This window comes from Streptococcus sp. SGI.013 (assembly GCF_050315295.1).
Classification (GTDB): domain Bacteria; phylum Bacillota; class Bacilli; order Lactobacillales; family Streptococcaceae; genus Streptococcus; species Streptococcus porcorum.
Map to the genome: position 1 here is coordinate 26,211 of NZ_JBNPOS010000009.1, position 16,507 is coordinate 42,717.

The following is a 16,507-nucleotide window of genomic DNA, read 5'->3' on the forward strand; positions in this document are numbered from 1 at the left end:
CAATCTAAATATGATTTTATTAGCTTTTTTTCTGTGGTTAATCGTCCTCAGAAGTCACACGAGATTTACGGGCAATATCCGCTAAAATCGTGTTCACAAACTCGTCAACTGATTCAGTATGTGTCTGTTTGCTACCATAACGACGGACGTTGACTGCATTATCTTCCATTTCCTTATCACCAACAATGAGCTGGTATGGAATTTTGCTGGTCTGTGAGGCACGAATCTTGAATTGCATTTTCTCATTACGCTCATCCACTTCTGCACGGACACCATGATCACGCAAACGTTTGGCAACCTCCCAAGCATAATCCGTGTGAGCTTCATTTGACACTGGAATAAGTGTTACTTGGGTTGGCGCCAACCAAGTTGGGAAAGCACCCTTATAGGTTTCAATCAAGATGGCAGTGAAGCGTTCCATAGTCGAGATAACACCACGGTGAATCATAACTGGGCGGTGCTCTTCACCATCAGCACCAATATAGGTCAAACCAAAACGTTCTGGCAAGAGGAAGTCCAACTGAATAGTTGATAGGGTTTCTTCATTACCAAGGGCAGTTTTCACTTGGATATCCAATTTCGGACCATAGAAAGCCGCTTCACCTTCTGCTTCGAAGTAGTCCACGCCCATTTCATCCATGGCACCCTTCAACATACGTTGGGCATTTTCCCACATCTCATCATTGTCATAGTACTTTTCTTTATCCTCTGGGTCACGATAAGAGAGGCGGAAACGATAGTCGTTGAGGTTGAAATCTGCGTACACATCGATAATCAACTGGAGAGCTTTTTTGAACTCTTCTTGGATTTGCTCAGGTGTGACAAAAATATGACCATCGTTAAGTGTCATCTCACGCACTCGCTGCAAACCAGTAAGAGATCCAGATTTTTCATAGCGGTGCATCATACCCAGCTCCGCAATACGCACAGGCAATTCACGGTAAGAACGCACATGGTTTTTATAGACTTGGATGTGGTGCGGGCAGTTCATCGGACGTAGCACAAACTCCTCACCATCACCCATGTCCATGGTTGGGAACATGTCTTCTGAATAATGCTCCCAGTGACCTGAAGTCTTGTAGAGCTCAACAGAAGCCAATGGTGGTGTGTAAACGTGCTGGTAACCTGAGGCTAATTCTTTATCTGTGATGTAGCGCTCCAAGGTACGACGGATAGTTGCTCCATTTGGCAACCAGAATGGCAAACCTTGACCAACTTCTTGGCTAATCATAAAGAGATCCAATTCCTTACCAAGTTTACGGTGGTCACGCTCTTTAGCTTCTTCACGCATTTGAATGTATTTTTTAAGGTCTTTTTTGTCAAACCAAGCTGTCCCATAAACACGTTGCATCATTGGATTTTCACTCTTACCACGCCAGTAAGCACCCGCAACATTTAGGAGTTGGAAAACTTGAATACGACCTGTTGACGGAACGTGTGGCCCACGGCAGAGATCAACATATTCACCCTGGGTATAGATGGTCAAACCACCTTCATCATCAGAATGTTCCTCAATCAACTCAAGCTTGTAGGGATCATTTTTAAAAATCTCACGCGCCTCGTCTTTTGAAACTTCACGGCGTTCTGATGGGAAATTTTCCTTAACAATTTGACGCATTTCATCTTCAATTTTTGCCAAATCTTCATTTGAGATTTGCCCTTCGCTGTTATCCGTATCGTAATAAAAACCATCCTGAATAGCTGGACCAACCCCTAGCTTAATATTTGGAAAATGACGGCGAGCCGCTTGAGCAAATAAGTGAGCCGCTGAGTGACGCAAAATATCCAAGGCATCCTCATGATCAGGCGTTACGATTTCAAGCGTGCCATCCTCTTCAATAGCACGAGTGGTGTCAATCAATTTACCATTGAACTTACCAGCAAGCGCCTTTTTCGCCAAAGACTTGCTGATGCTCTCAGCAATTTCAAAAGTTGTCACGCCAGCTTGGTACTCACGAACAGCACCATCTGGGAAAGTAATTTTAAGCATATTTATCTCCTTTTTATTTATTTTTTAATCCCTAATAACTCTTCTGTTTGAGTTAAAAAGGTTTCCATTTCTTTTTGAATATCAATATCTAGGCGGTCAGCCAGTTCAATCAACCACCAGATATTTTCAGCCAGTTTATGCTCCAAGGTATAAGGCGTTTCATCATAGTAACGACCCTGCTTGGTCATAATCAGGCGGTTCATATTGCCAATATCATTGGTCAGAGCCAAGAGGTCCTCTTCAATAGACCACTCTTTGTCGTGATGCTTAACTTCCAACTCTCTGTAAGCCTTGCGAATGGCTAGGCAGCGCTCCAGCGTTTCTTTAGGAATAGCAGGCATCTGTATCTCCTTAAAGTATTAATTTCTTGAAGGGTGAAGTTGATAGCGATAGAACCGATTGTCAACATCAAGTTTTGGAAAATCAGCAGGCAAATCATCCTTCGTAATCTCACAAAAACCTAATTTTTTATAAAAAAACTGTGCAGCTTGAAATGTATCTGTCGTCCCAAGATAAACTTCATTTACAGCATGTTTTCTACAATAATCAAAAAACTGTCTGACTAATTGTTTCCCGACCCCATATTGTCTATACTTAGGATGAACAAACATCTTTTTCAACGCAACATTTTGATGGTTTAACCTAACTAATCCAACAAAACCTACAAGTTTTCTATCGGAAAATGCTAACCAAAACGTTTTAGGATAGTATGAATCAATATCCAATAAATCAGGCTGATCTTTAAGATTAATGGGTAAACGAAATTCATCTTGTTGAATTGTTAATATTAACTCAATCACCTCATTCTCATAAGATGGATTAAACGGAATAATCTTAATCAACTTCGCCTCCTTTCACAAAAAATACGACGTCCTCGCAAAAGGACGTCGTAACGTGGTTCCACCTTCATTCGCAGTCACGCAAAAAAGCCTGACTACCTCGAACAGCGATAAGGGAGCCACCCTTTTATGTTTGCATAAAATCATACCGAGTAGTGTCAATCCTATCCTCTATGTGCTTGCACCAACCGCACACTCTCTCAAAGATTTCCTAGAATTGATAAGTCTCTAAGTGTTATTATAGCATACAAAGAACATTTTTCAAGCTTTTTATCATATCAATTCTATATCAGATGACAAATCCCTAATCTAGAAAATCTTGAATAGATTTGACTAGCCTAACGGGTGCTTTGACCACTTTGACAGATGTTTTAGCGGTCTGTTTCATCGCTCTCTTAGGCAAGGTAACTGTTTGCTTGGCTAATTTCAAGGATCGGTCTTCCAAACTTCCTGCCACTGTAAACGTTAGTTTATCACGTTCTCTCATCTTTTTAGAAATAATACAATCCTGGTAAAAGGCGTAAACAGATTTTCCAAAATTTTCAGCAGAAATCGCGTACAACTTCTCTTGCCACTTAAGCTCAGACTTTTTCGGTGTCGTAATCAAAGCATCTAATATGGCATCAGACAAGTCTGACTGATGATGATACAGCAAACCAAACATAGCATCGTCAATTAAATCAGCTAGATAGGGATTACTATGCGCAATAATCGGAGTACCACTCGCTAAACTTTCTGTATAAGTCAACCCCTGAGTCTCACTAGTTGAAGCACTGATAAAGAAATCAGCCGCTTTATAATATCGAGCAGTCTCATCTGGATTAATCATCCCCGTAAAGATAACATGCTCGGTTATCTCCAATTGAGCAGTTAAATCTTTCAACTCTGACAGATAAGGGCCATCGCCTACAATGACAAGTTTGATGTTTTCATTTTGTGTTAGGACTTCTGGAAGAGCGGTTAAAATAGCCTGAATATTTTTTTCATAGGAGATACGTGAAAGACTAAGTAACATCGTCTCATCATCTGAAATCTCCAACTCATCTCGTAATTGTAAACAGGATTCTTCCGTAATATCTGGACGTAAATATTTCTCCAATTCTATTCCTGTTGGAATAATCTTCTTAGGAATTTTAACCGCATAGCCATCAAGAACATTTAAGACAATACGACTGGGACAAATCACACCATCTAAATCGTTAAGGTAACCTCGCACAATATACTTAACCATACTTGGTGTGATCACCTTACCCTTAGCAAAATAGTGAACATAGTCTTCATATTGCGTATGATAGGTGTGAATAACAGGAATCCTCAAGGCTCTCCCTATCATTTTCCCTAACAAGCCCATACCAAACTCTGTCTGAGTGTGAATAATGTCTAATTGATATTTTTTAGCAATCCGATAAGATGACATAATGCCTCGATAAACCACTCGACGATCTGTAAACGAAATAAAAGGAACACTAGGCAATCGGATAATGGTTTCATCTTCACCATGTTTTAAATGCTTATCAGTAGTAGTAAAAATATAAACATCGTGTCCTAGTTTTTCTAACTCTTGTTTTAACGTTCGAATACTTGATGCCACACCTGATACCTGTGGAAAATAAGTATCTGTAAAAAGACCTATCCTCATCTTATAACTCCATGACTTTTTGATAAACCGTACCTAATTGACCCGCAATTCGCTCAATACTACGACTTTCTGCGACTCGGTAACCCACTTTTCTCTTATCTACTTCTCCAGCCAAAATAGCTGATAAAGCTGCCACAAAATCCTCAACATCCTTACCAAATACTGTCGCTGTTTCATCTAACCATCCCTCATAAACAGGGATATCTCGTAAAACGGTATGCTGATGACTCGCTAACGCCTCTAAGACAACGATACCTTCTGTCTCCTCATAGGAGGGGAAAAAGAACGCATCCGCTCCACTCATAGCCCCTTCAAAAACATCTCCTTTGATATAACCTGCAAACGTCACGTTAGAAGGATGATGCTTTGTGACAATTCGTCTAATCTTAGCTGGAATCACCCATTTATTCGTTTCACCAAACCAAATAAAACGAACATGAGGCATTTGTTCTGCCACTTTGACAAAATCTTCAATTCCTTTTCTTTTAAAATAAAGGGCTGCGCAAATCACTACTTTTTCGTTCGGCTTGATATTAAAGTAAGAACGAAAAGCCTCCTCTTTAGCTGAATCTTTTTGATAACGGCTCAAATCAATCCCATTAGATACTGCTTCAATGGGAGTTTTCACACCATAGCCAGTAATTAACTCTTTAGAATAGGGTGTCGGAGTAATGATAAAATCTGCTTTATGATAAAAATGACAAAGGTAACGTCTAAATAAAGGTGCTAACAGGTTACTTCCAATAAAGGAATTTCTAAAATCTTCTTCCGTGGAATGCCCATGCATGATAACCTTTTTGCCAGACTTTTTAGCTCTGTCCATTAAACGCCAACTTTTAAACCCATAGGTATTGATGTGAACAATATCATATTCCTCTTCTGGATTGGTGGTATAAGGAATCTCTTTAAGAGATAGGGCGCGCTCTTGATGTTTAATGGCACGACCAATTCCTGACTTTCTTAAATAATGTTCCGCCTCTAGATACAGTAAAATCTTCATATTGCTATTATATCTTATTTTTATCTAAAATTCATCCCAATACAAAAAGACAATATAAAGGAAATGAAAAAGAGCTCCCTCACTTCCAAACATATCGGTCAGGGCTAAAATAGTTACTGGACTATTTTCCTCCCATCACCGAACACTTCAAACTGTCTAAATAACAGCTTGAGGTTGGAAATGAAGCGAACTCTTTATTTTGTTGAACCGCGTTTAGTGATGCCGTGATTTAAGATAATCTCTTTTTCGTCTAATTCTTCTTTGTTCATGATTTTAGTCAACATCCTCATACTAATTGCCCCTAAATCATAAACAGGTTGGCTAATAGTCGAGAGGTTAGGACGAGTATATTTTGTAATTGGGGAATCATTACTTGTAATGATTTCAAAATCTTCTGGGACAGATTTACCCATCGCAAAAAGACCATTTTGAAGACCCGCTGCTAATTCATCAGAAGTGACATAGGCTGCCGTTGCACCTGAATTTACCACACGCTCTGCTAATTCAAAACCTTCATCATAACGGTACTTCGCTTCAAAAACTAACCCTTCACTAAAATCTAATTGATTAGCTTTCAAACCGTCCTTATATCCTGTTAAACGAATCTTGCCATTAATATCGTCAATTAAAGGACCTGAAACAAAGGCAATTTTCTGATGATTTTCAGCTAAAATAGCAATCACATCTTTTACCGCTTGCCCATAATCAATATTAACACTTGGCAATTGATGATCTAAATCAACCGTTCCAGCCAAAACAACAGGCGTACGAGAGCGTGAAAACTCTGCTCTAATTTTGTCTGTTAGATGATAACCCATAAAAATAATACCATCAACCTGTTTAGCAAACAAGGTATTTACAACATTGACTTCTTTATCGTCATCTTCATCACTAGAAGCCAAAACGATATTATACTTGTACATGGCAGCAATATCATCAATCCCACGCGCTAAAGTTGAAAAATAACTATTAGCAATATTAGGGATAACTACCCCAACTGTTGTTGTCTTTTTACTTGCTAAACCTCTTGCCACAGCGTTTGGACGATAATCCAAGCGCTCAATAACCTCAAGGACCTTCTTTCGTGTATTTTCTTTTACATTTTTGTTTCCATTAACAACACGGCTAACAGTTGCCATAGAAACACCCGCTTCACGAGCAACATCATAAATAGTAATAGTTTCATCAGTGTTCATAAGCGACATCCTTTCTATTCTGAAAATCATGCTTTCATAATTATAATACCACCTTTTGAAAACACTTTCAAGCAAAACAAATGAAAATCTTTGAAAAAATCATCAAACACTTGATTTTTCAGTATTTTTTTGAAAAAATAGAAGACAAAAGGAAGGTAATGTTATGTCTAAAATTACGCAACTACTCCACTCACTTGAAGCAAATCAGATTGCTTGTGCGGTGATCTCTGATCCTGTTTCTATCAACTATCTCACAGGCTACTATGGTGATCCTCATGAAAGACATATGTATCTTTTTGTCATCTCTCAAAAAGAGCCGCTACTTTTTCTACCAGAATTAGATGTGGCGCGTGCTCGTCAAACTGTTAATTTTCCTGTCGTGGGTTATGTTGATTCTGAAAATGCTTGGGAAAAAATTAAGGCTGTTCTGCCAAAAACAGATTTCCAACAAGTTGCTCTTGAGTTTGATCACCTTAACTTGACTAAGTTTAGAGGATTAGAAAATGTCTTTTCATCTGAATTTGTCAACCTCACACCTTATCTCAATCAAATGCGTTTATTGAAGTCCTCAGATGAAATTGACAAAATGCTCTTTGCTGGTCAGCTCGCAGATAAAGCTGTTTCTATTGGTTTTGATGCTATTTCTCTTGAACAAACAGAAACAGATATTGTTGCCAAAATCGAATATGAAATGAAACGTTTAGGTTACGATATGAGTTTTGAAACCATGGTCTTAACAGGGACTAATGCTGCTAATCCTCATGGTATTCCAGCAGACAATCCTATTGAAAATGATGCGCTTCTACTTTTTGACCTCGGTATCTCAGCTAATGGCTATATGTCTGATATGACGCGAACGGTGGCTGTTGGTAAACCTGATACTTTTAAAGAAGAGATTTATCACCTCTGTTTAGAAGCCCAACTAGCCGCCCAAGACTTTATCAAACCTGGTGTTACAGCTAGTCAAGTCGATCAAGCTGCACGCGAGGTCATTGAGAAAGCTGGTTACGGAGAATATTTCAACCATCGACTTGGACATGGCATCGGAATGGATGTCCATGAATTCCCATCTATTATGGAGGGAAATGATCTTGTTATCCAAGAAGGCATGTGTTTCTCAGTAGAGCCAGGAATCTATATTCCAGGAAAAGTAGGTGTCCGCATTGAAGATTGTGGCTATGTGACCAAAACTGGCTTTGAAACCTTTACTAAAACCCCAAAAACACTCCTTCGATATTAATTACCTAATAAAAAAGCAACGATTTTCACTTCGTTGCTTTTTCATTTTATACTGGCACCTAGTCTAACCAAGCCCTTGTTCTTCTGCTACTAATTTTTTGTCATAGGCACGAACAAATGGATAGTAGATGAGAAAGGCTGTTAAGGCACACAACAAGGATAAGATAATCGCACGCCAGTCAGCTGTTCCAAGAAAAGCACCTATTCCAACTGGGGTTGGCCATGGCACTTGTGCAATAACAGCGTTTACAAGATTGAGCTTCATAGCAAAGTAGTAAACTGTTGCAGATGCAATCGGTGCAAGCATAAATGGAATAGCTAGTGCAGGATTGTAGATAATTGGAAGACCAAAGATCAGCGGCTCATTGATATTAAAGATGCCTGGTACAATAGAAGCTTTACCAATAGCACTTAGTTGCTCTGATTTGGCACGTGTTGCAAGCCAAATACATAGCCCCAAAGTAGCACCAGATCCACCTGCAATGACATACATATTTGAAAATTCACCTGCGACGATAAAGCGAGCACCGTCTGCATTAGCTGCCATATTAGCCAGTGCAATGGGACTAACAAAAGCAAAGATAATATTAGCACCATGAATCCCAACAATCCAAAGAGCTTGTGTCAAAAGATAAATAATGACTAAACCAATCCATGAGTTTGTTAAATTAGCAACGAATCCAAATGGAATGGCAATCACTTTAAAGATATCGGTTCCCGAAGCAACTAAGATACCATTAACCGCAATCATAAAGAAAGCCACGACAAAACTTGGAATCAAAGCTGTAAAACCACGAGAAACACCTTCTGGTACTGAATCAGGCATTTTAATAACCCAGTTATTCTTCACACAAAGGCGGTAAAGTAAAACTGCTGCAATCGCCATGAGGATAGCTGTAAAAATACCTGTTGTTCCAAAACGAGCAACACCACCACCCATTTGCCATCCATCTACAACAATGGTTCCATCCGCATCCAATGTATGAATGGCAGACATCACACCATCTTTAAACACAATCTGTGGCACTGTCATGATAAAGGCGAAAAGAGATAGGAGCGCACCATTAATTGGTGTTAGGTTCAAACCTTCTTCCTCAGCATAAATCTTAGTGAGTTCATAGCCAATAACCAAGTTAAAGTAAAGAGATAAACATCCCATAGTTGCTGTATTAGCGACCATATAAAGACTGGTGAACTTATTAAATGAGGCATCAAAGATATCCCCCACTACAGGCCAGAATGAAAAGGCTAGAGGTAAAATACTAAAGACGAGAAACATTGATCCGACAATCGTAAATGGTACTGCTGCCATCCCTGCAGCTGTGATAGCCCGAACAACTTTATACTGTGCAATTTTTCCCATTGGTCCCATTAAGTATTTTTCAAGGAAACCAAATAATCCGTTTTGTTCTTCCATATTAGAAATCTCCTTCTAAATATTTAGTAAAATTGTTGCATCTTTTGAAAACGGTGGTAATAAGTATCTCTATCTTCATTAATCTCAGTAATTCGGTGAAGATTGATTCTAATCAATATAAGACCTAAAATTTGAAGACCTATCAAAAATAGACGAGCTTGCCATTGGTCTGAAAAAATAGGAAAGACAGCCCTACCAAAATTGAAAGATAGTAATACCAACAAGACAAGGTTAATGATCCCTTGAGCTTGTAAAGCCAGCTTCGTTTGTTTTAGTCGAACAACCTTATTTCCATATAGTCTGACTTGCTCTGAACAAGCCAAAATCTGTAAGAATAATAATAAGGTCGGAGCCAATATCAAGAAGCTCGTTTTATAAGCCAAGATCAATAACCAGTAAAGATTAGCAAAGAAGAAAATGGCTAATGAGTATCTAAAAAGCATAAAACGATTGAAGGCATTATTTTTTTCAATTTGCTGACGTTTTAAGGTTTGTGCATCAATAGTTTTAGTTTTTTGACTCATCGTTTTATCCCCCTAAGCTATTTTTTGATGCAAAGCTAGCATCTCTAGAGCGACCTCTCGCAAGGTCATAGTGGTCATCAAGTGATCTTGCGCGTGCACCATAATGATTTCTATTTTAATCTCCACACCACTAGCGTAATTTTGTAGCAGTGACGTCTGTGCATGATGGGCTGCTAATAGCTCTGTATTGGCATCTTCTAACTTTTGCTTGGCTTCTTCATACTGCCCTTCTCTCATAAAGCCAAAGGCTTCATGGACAAGACTTCTGGCGTTACCGCTACTTAGAATAATTTCAAAAGCAACAACTTGCAATTCCTCTGTATTCATAAAACAACCTTTCTATATAATGGATAAGAATAACTGTTTAAATTCCTCATAGGACTGAGAGTGAATCATTTTTTCCTTAATATCAGACCGCTCAGTGAGACGAACTAAAAGTTGGGTTAAGTCTGACAAACCATCATTATCATGTACGGAAGGTGAGACCAGAAAAACTAATTTAATGTGATGAAACTGCTCATCCCAGTCTAGCCCATTTTTAACAACAGCAACACCAATCTTATGCTGCTTGTCAAAAGCTTTTAAGGGATGAGGAACGGCTATATCTTGATCAAAGACAACTGAACTCATCTTTTCTCTTTGAATTATCAAATCCAAAAGATGATACTTGTAACTCACTTCCTCTTGTTCATTAAAACAGTCCACTAAAGCATTTAAGACCCCTGCCTTATCTGTTTTCTCAAATACTTGAAAGTAATTTGGTGAAAAATATTGGTCAAAAATACTAGCCAATTGATTGGTTTTACTAACGATTGGTCTAGAAGTACTTCCTGATAAGCTAGAGAGAACTTGTTTTATGGCTAAAACATCCTCACTTTTTAGAAAAACACTCACCGTTACAACAGGAACACTAAAAACCAACGTGGATAAATCAATTGAGGAGACAATCAAATCAACTCCAGTCAACAAGTCATCATTGATATCATAATAACCAACAACATCAACCACATGAACCTGCCTACTCAATTCATTGAGTAGGCGATGCTTTAGCATCTGTGCAGAACCATATCCCGTTGCACAGATGACTAAAACATTCACCTTTTTATCTTCTTTATACCGCTCAAGAGCTGCCATCAAATGTAGTGCAATATAGGCTAACTCATCATCTGACAGGTGGTAATCCTTAAAGAAAACAATCTGATTAACCAATTCTTTCGTCAACTCAAAAGGCTCCTGATAAAGAGATCGCACCTCTTCTAATAAAGGATTTTTTAGCTGAATCTTATTTTTTAAACGCTCTACCAAAACTTCCATATGGGTAAGTAATCCCTCAATCAAGGTAAAATCTCGACTAAAAGCTAAACCATAATGTTCATCACACCTCTCAAGTGCTAACATTAAGTCTGATCGCAAACTCTGTTCAATATCAAGATAACGTTCTTTGGTACTGTACTTCCCTTTTGAAATTAAGTGTAGGGCAATATAGTCTGCCTCTTCTTTTGGAAAAATAATTCCTGTCATGCGTTCTAAACGATGGACTATGTGCTTTGCAATCACCAATTCATGAGCAAATTTCTCTTGATCTAAATAAATAGGAGTCATTTGAAATCCGTCCATGACCCGTTTTAGAGCAAGCGCAATATGGACTACCAAATTTTGAATGACAAAATCAGATAAAGATAGTTTCCCGTTTCGGCATTCATCCAAAACAACGATGGTCAATTCTTCAAAACTAATGGGTAAATTCAAGATTTCCTCACTGATATAGTTTTGAAAGTTTTTCATAAAATGACCACTAAAAAAGTAATCCATGATGAAGCGCCGTTTATGGTGTTCTGCCCCTTCGACAAAAATCCCTCTATTAGCACGACTATTAATGTTAAGATGGTAATCAGATAAGATCCTACGAATCTTCTTCATATCTGATGATAAGGTTGAACGACTCACAAAGAGTTGATCTGCTAAATCATCAAACAAAATATCTTTTTGTTCAAAGATCAACTTATTGATGATATAGTAATGACGATCTGTAATGTCGGTATTTTTCTGACCAACTTTAACCAAATCTTCACCGACTAAGTTAAAAAATTCTTCCTCATCAGATACTTGAAGTTGATAACCATATCCCTGTTTAGAAAATAGCGATACCCCTTCGAGAGTTTTAAAAGATTCTGAAAGTGATTTTAAATAAGTCCTTACTGTACGGTCGGAGCAGTTCACTTGTTCTGCCAATTCTTTACTCGTCACAAACTGGTTTCGATGTTGAAACAAGTATTGGGCGATACTTTTTTCTTTTTGACTTAACATCGTTTCTCCTTTTATAGCAATAAGAACTATTTTATACCAATTTAACCTAGACGCCTAGAGTTTCTGTGATTAAATTAGCCATTTTTTCAATTCCCATAGGAATTGGAATATAAGCTTGTGGTGGAATTTGGACAACAGGTTTATCAACTTTCTGCCCCGCCTCTTGAAATTGTTTGAAAAACATCTTAGTCTGTGGACTGACAAGGTAAAGATCAAAATCTGCTGCAGCAATTGCTTTACCACCTTCTGTAGCACTAATGGCATCTACCTCAATATCATGACCTTTAGATTTTAAAAACTCAGTTGTTTTTTTAGCCATCAAAGATGATGACATCCCTGCTGCACAAATAATCAATGCTTTTGTCATAAGTTTATCCTCCGAAATAATGTTATCTTTTTGATAGTTCTAGTATAGATAATAACGCTTACAAAGACAATAGTAAGCTTTTCCTTAGTAATAAGGAAAAAATAAATATGACCTTATACATAAAAAGAACTCGGTGATAGCACACCAAGTTCTCCTTTCATCTCTAGCCTTGCATCCAATTTTTGGTAAAGACAGAAACATCTTGTGATTGGATACCAAATTCTTGAGCTAACAGTTCTCGAATCTTTTTATCATTAACCAAACTCTCCACCACATAAGAAGTCTGATTGTTCACTTCAATGTCAAGAATAGCCATCATATCAGCACTCTTTGTCAAATCAGGAACCTCTATACCATTTAAAAATTGAATAACATAAACAGTTGTCTCTCCTTTCCCCGAACGACCAGGCGCTAGCAGCCTTTTATATAACCAAATAGTAAACCACGCGAAGACTAAAAAAATCCCAATTCCTAAAATATAAGACACTAACTCTCCCATCTGACAGGCTCCTTTCTTTAGGCTAACTCTAATCTCTGAATAAAGGATGTGAAAGCGACTTTTATCTCAAAGAAAGCGTTTTCTTTTAGTATAGCCCCTTTTATCCTCTTTGTCAACTCACGTTATTTATACCTCAATTTACAGATGAGTATGGTTCCTGTCAACAACAGACTGACCCCATTTGCCAACATAAGAGGAATATCACCAATATTGATACCATGCCAAAACCATAAAGCAATACCAGATACAGTCATGGCATACATCCCAAGAGAAATTGCCGAAGTATCCTTTGTCTGAAAAATTTTAATGACCTGTGGAACAAATCCAAAAGTTGTTAATAACGCTGCCACTAATCCAACCATTTTTATCCTCCTTATCAACCAAAATAGATAAGAAAAACCTTGTAGGAAAGGAGATTGATTCCCTACAAAGTTTTTCATCTTTAGACTTCCTCACCATTGGTTGCAATAACTTGCTTATACCAATTAAATGATAATTTTGGTGAGCGTTTGTAGCTACCTTGTCCCTCATCATCTTTATCAACATAGATAAAGCCATACCGTTTTCTCATCTCACCTGTACCAGCCGAAACTAAGTCAATACAACCCCATGGCGTATAACCCATCAAATCAACACCATCTTCATCAACAGCCTTAATCATCTCTTTGATATGAGCCCCTAAGTACTCAATGCGATAATCATCATGCACCATACCATCTTCTTCTACTTGATCAATAGCACCAAAACCATTTTCCACAATAAAGAGAGGCAAACGGTAAACATCGGTAAACCAATTTAGTGCGTAACGAAGACCTTCTGGATCAATCTGCCATTCCCAATCAGATGCCTTAACATAAGGGTTTTTAACCAAATCTTCTGTTTCAAGATAGTCAAAATACGGATTATTTTCACGATGCGCATCAATAGCAAAAGACATGTAATAAGAAAAACCAATATAATCCACACAACCTGCTAGTAAATCTTTCTGATCTTGCTCAGTAAAGTCTAAGGAAATCCCTTTACGCTCTAAGTACTTCACAATATGTTTTGGATAACGCCCAAAAACATGTACATCTGTAAAGTAATAACGTTTTTGCATCGCTTTTTGCGCCATTAAAATATCTTTAGGATGGCAAGTCGCAGGATAAATTGGACACATGGCAATCATACAGCCGATCTGAAAATCAGGATTGATGTCATGACCAATTTTAACAGCACGAGCCGAAGCCACCAATTCATAATGGGCAGCCTGGTACATAATCGCTTCACGATCTTCACCTTCTTGATAAACAATACCAGAGTTTGTAAAAGGAGCAAAGTCCTCTTGATAATTTGCTTGGTTATTGATTTCATTAAAGGTCATCCAATATTTCACTTTGTCCTTGTAGCGTTTAAAGACAACCTCAGCAAAACGCACAAAGAAATCAATCACCTGACGATTTCTAAAACCACCATACTCCGTCACCAAATGATAAGGGAGTTCAAAATGTGACAAGGTTACAACAGGTTCAATCCCATATTTTAAGCACTCATCAAACAAGTCATCATAAAATTGAAGACCTGCTTCATTCGGCTCTTGTTCATCCCCTTTTGGAAAAATACGTGTCCAAGCTATTGAAGTCCTAAAGCATTTAAAGCCCATTTCTGCAAATAAAGCAATATCTTCTTTGTAGCGATGATAAAAATCAATCGCCTCGTGGTTGGGATAATATTTCCCCTCCACAACACCTGCTGTAATCTCTCGAGCTACCCCGTGACGGCCTGCTGTCATCACGTCTGCTACACTTAGACCTTTACCACCTTCTTGCCAACCACCTTCTAGTTGATGAGCAGCTACTGCACCACCCCATAAAAAATTATCTGGTAATCTAGACATGACATTTCCTCCTTGAATCTGATAACTCTAGTTTAATCCATTTTTCTCTCCTCCACCACCTTGATTTTTTCCTTAATAATAAGGAAAAAGACCATCCCAAGGGATGATCTTTACTTAGTCATTCGAGATTTTTTATAACGTCGGATAACCTCTAAAACAATTGCCAACAAGATAAAGAAGATACCTCCTATAAGGACTAATAACCATTTGTTATTAAGGAGCTTATCGGTTACCTTTGTCTCAGCAGTAGAGTTTCCTGTCACTAATTGAGCAGCTGAATCAATAATATTGGTGGACGCTTCTTCAACTTTTAGGGTATCTGTCAAGTTAGGACTAACACTTTCAAGACCATTTTCGACGGATAAAACGCCATCTTTCACCTGTAATTTAGGCTCTTCACCTTTTTTCACGGTCGCATAAAAATCTTTTTCTAAATGATAAGTTTTACCATCAATCTCATGATCTCCTTTTGAAAAAATCTTTTTATACTCGTAATCGGCGTAAGCTTTTTCTAAAAGAGCATTTCCAAAAGGATGACGATAATATTCACCATTTTGATCTGACCAGTCACCCACTCCCATGATCACTTCAACTAGACGTTGCTCACCTCGTTTTGCGGTCGCGATATAGTTAAAGGCACCTCTTGGACTTGAACCAGTCTTTAAGCCATCTACACCTTCTACACCATACAGAGCACCTTCTACTGAGTAATTGTAAGTTTCAAAGGTCTCCTCATAAGGTGTTCCTGCTTTAACGGTCACAACAGGATCATCAGTATAATCTAAAAATTGCGGATACTTTTTAACAAAATTAGCACTCAAAATTGCCATATCTCTAGCTGTCGTCTCATTAGCTGCATTATTGTCATAACGCGTTGGCAGGTAATACCCTTCAAACGAAACCGCTGCCGCACCACTAGCGTTAAACCACTTAGTATTAGTCATCCCTAGCTCTTGAGATTTTGCATTCATCATATCCAAAAACTTATCTGGATCATTATCAGAAATCGCATTTGCTAGCATCACCGTCGTCACATTTGAAGAAGGGACAGCAGTCATCGTAATCAACTCACTGACAGTATAATCAACCCCTGACACAATCTTATTATTAGAAATGGCATAAATACCAGCAATCGCTTGATCGGCATCTGTAGCAGTGATAACCGTATCTTCTGATAATTTCCCTTGTTCAATCGCTTCATAAGTCAAGTACAAGGTCATCAACTTACTCATACTCGCAGGGTCACGTACCTCATCTGGATTATCTTGCCATAATATGTCCCCTGTGTTAGCATCAATAATAATGGAAGATTTAGGTCTATTAACCTCACTTACCTCATAACCAGCTGCACGGGTAATATCCATCAACTCATCCGCCTGAGCAAGTCCTTGAAAACTCAGTCCTAGAACAAGTAAACTTGTAAAAACTAACTTCTTTATCATTATTTCTCTCCAAATTTAATATACTTTCTCAGTATAGCATATTTTGGTAAAGAAATATAGAACATTGACTTTAAATATCCACATCATATTACTAATCATAGTTATATAATCCTATGAAAATGAGCCATCCCAGACTAAACAAATCGCAATGTCTTTCAGTTTACAATATTCA

General features: G+C 38.1%; 16 protein-coding genes. 1 reads left to right on the forward strand and 15 read right to left on the reverse strand.

What is annotated here, in order from left to right; all coding sequences use genetic code 11:
• Window positions 1-37: 37 nt before the first annotated feature.
• The 6 genes from thrS to ccpA form a co-directional block, all read right to left on the reverse strand.
• Window positions 38-1,990, reverse strand: coding sequence for a threonine--tRNA ligase (thrS, locus tag ACQRDX_RS03780; protein ID WP_427894506.1), 1,953 nt, complete (start codon window positions 1,988-1,990; stop codon window positions 38-40).
• A gap of 17 nt (window positions 1,991-2,007) precedes the next feature.
• Entirely contained in the window at window positions 2,008-2,331 is a 324-nt protein-coding gene (locus ACQRDX_RS03785; protein ID WP_427894504.1) for a MazG-like protein, read from the reverse strand.
• Window positions 2,332-2,349: 18 nt separating this feature from the next.
• Window positions 2,350-2,832, reverse strand: coding sequence for a GNAT family N-acetyltransferase (locus ACQRDX_RS03790; RefSeq protein WP_427894502.1), 483 nt, complete (start codon window positions 2,830-2,832; stop codon window positions 2,350-2,352).
• Window positions 2,833-3,133: 301 nt separating this feature from the next.
• Complete coding sequence (locus tag ACQRDX_RS03795) at window positions 3,134-4,468, reverse strand: glycosyltransferase family 4 protein (protein ID WP_427894500.1); 1,335 nt, start codon at window positions 4,466-4,468, stop codon at window positions 3,134-3,136.
• 1 nt (window position 4,469) lies between these two features.
• Window positions 4,470-5,468, reverse strand: a complete 999-nt coding sequence (locus ACQRDX_RS03800) for a glycosyltransferase family 4 protein (RefSeq protein ID WP_427894498.1) — start codon at window positions 5,466-5,468, stop codon at window positions 4,470-4,472.
• Window positions 5,469-5,662: 194 nt separating this feature from the next.
• Entirely contained in the window at window positions 5,663-6,664 is a 1,002-nt protein-coding gene (ccpA, locus tag ACQRDX_RS03805) for a catabolite control protein A (protein WP_427894496.1), read from the reverse strand.
• 163 nt (window positions 6,665-6,827) lie between these two features.
• Here ccpA and ACQRDX_RS03810 point away from each other — a divergent pair, with 163 nt between their 5' ends.
• Window positions 6,828-7,904 carry a M24 family metallopeptidase gene (locus ACQRDX_RS03810; RefSeq protein ID WP_427894494.1) on the forward strand — a complete coding sequence of 359 codons (1,077 nt, stop codon included), beginning with the start codon at window positions 6,828-6,830 and terminating at the stop codon, window positions 7,902-7,904.
• Window positions 7,905-7,967: 63 nt separating this feature from the next.
• Here ACQRDX_RS03810 and celB read toward each other — a convergent pair whose 3' ends face one another.
• The 9 genes from celB to ACQRDX_RS03855 all read right to left on the reverse strand — a co-directional run bounded on the left by celB (window position 7,968) and on the right by ACQRDX_RS03855 (window position 16,335).
• The gene (celB, locus tag ACQRDX_RS03815; RefSeq protein ID WP_354369714.1) at window positions 7,968-9,320 is read right to left on the reverse strand and encodes a PTS cellobiose transporter subunit IIC; all 1,353 of its coding nucleotides are present in this window, start codon (window positions 9,318-9,320) and stop codon (window positions 7,968-7,970) included.
• Window positions 9,321-9,343: 23 nt separating this feature from the next.
• Complete coding sequence (locus ACQRDX_RS03820; RefSeq protein WP_427894492.1) at window positions 9,344-9,844, reverse strand: hypothetical protein; 501 nt, start codon at window positions 9,842-9,844, stop codon at window positions 9,344-9,346.
• 12 nt (window positions 9,845-9,856) lie between these two features.
• Window positions 9,857-10,171 carry a PTS cellobiose transporter subunit IIA gene (locus ACQRDX_RS03825; protein WP_427894490.1) on the reverse strand — a complete coding sequence of 105 codons (315 nt, stop codon included), beginning with the start codon at window positions 10,169-10,171 and terminating at the stop codon, window positions 9,857-9,859.
• Window positions 10,172-10,183: 12 nt separating this feature from the next.
• Window positions 10,184-12,151 (reverse strand): BglG family transcription antiterminator, encoded by a 1,968-nt coding sequence (locus tag ACQRDX_RS03830; protein ID WP_354369711.1) that lies wholly within the window; start codon window positions 12,149-12,151, stop codon window positions 10,184-10,186.
• A gap of 46 nt (window positions 12,152-12,197) precedes the next feature.
• Window positions 12,198-12,518 (reverse strand): PTS cellobiose transporter subunit IIB, encoded by a 321-nt coding sequence (locus ACQRDX_RS03835; protein WP_354369710.1) that lies wholly within the window; start codon window positions 12,516-12,518, stop codon window positions 12,198-12,200.
• 163 nt (window positions 12,519-12,681) lie between these two features.
• The gene (locus ACQRDX_RS03840) at window positions 12,682-13,017 is read right to left on the reverse strand and encodes a hypothetical protein (protein WP_354369709.1); all 336 of its coding nucleotides are present in this window, start codon (window positions 13,015-13,017) and stop codon (window positions 12,682-12,684) included.
• A 122-nt stretch (window positions 13,018-13,139) separates the two neighbouring features.
• Entirely contained in the window at window positions 13,140-13,379 is a 240-nt protein-coding gene (locus ACQRDX_RS03845) for a SemiSWEET transporter (RefSeq protein ID WP_354369708.1), read from the reverse strand.
• An 80-nt stretch (window positions 13,380-13,459) separates the two neighbouring features.
• Window positions 13,460-14,893: a 6-phospho-beta-glucosidase gene (locus tag ACQRDX_RS03850; RefSeq protein ID WP_427894486.1), complete on the reverse strand. Its 1,434-nt coding sequence runs from the start codon at window positions 14,891-14,893 to the stop codon at window positions 13,460-13,462.
• A 110-nt stretch (window positions 14,894-15,003) separates the two neighbouring features.
• Window positions 15,004-16,335, reverse strand: coding sequence for a DUF1958 domain-containing protein (locus ACQRDX_RS03855; RefSeq protein WP_427894484.1), 1,332 nt, complete (start codon window positions 16,333-16,335; stop codon window positions 15,004-15,006).
• Window positions 16,336-16,507 lie beyond the last annotated feature (172 nt).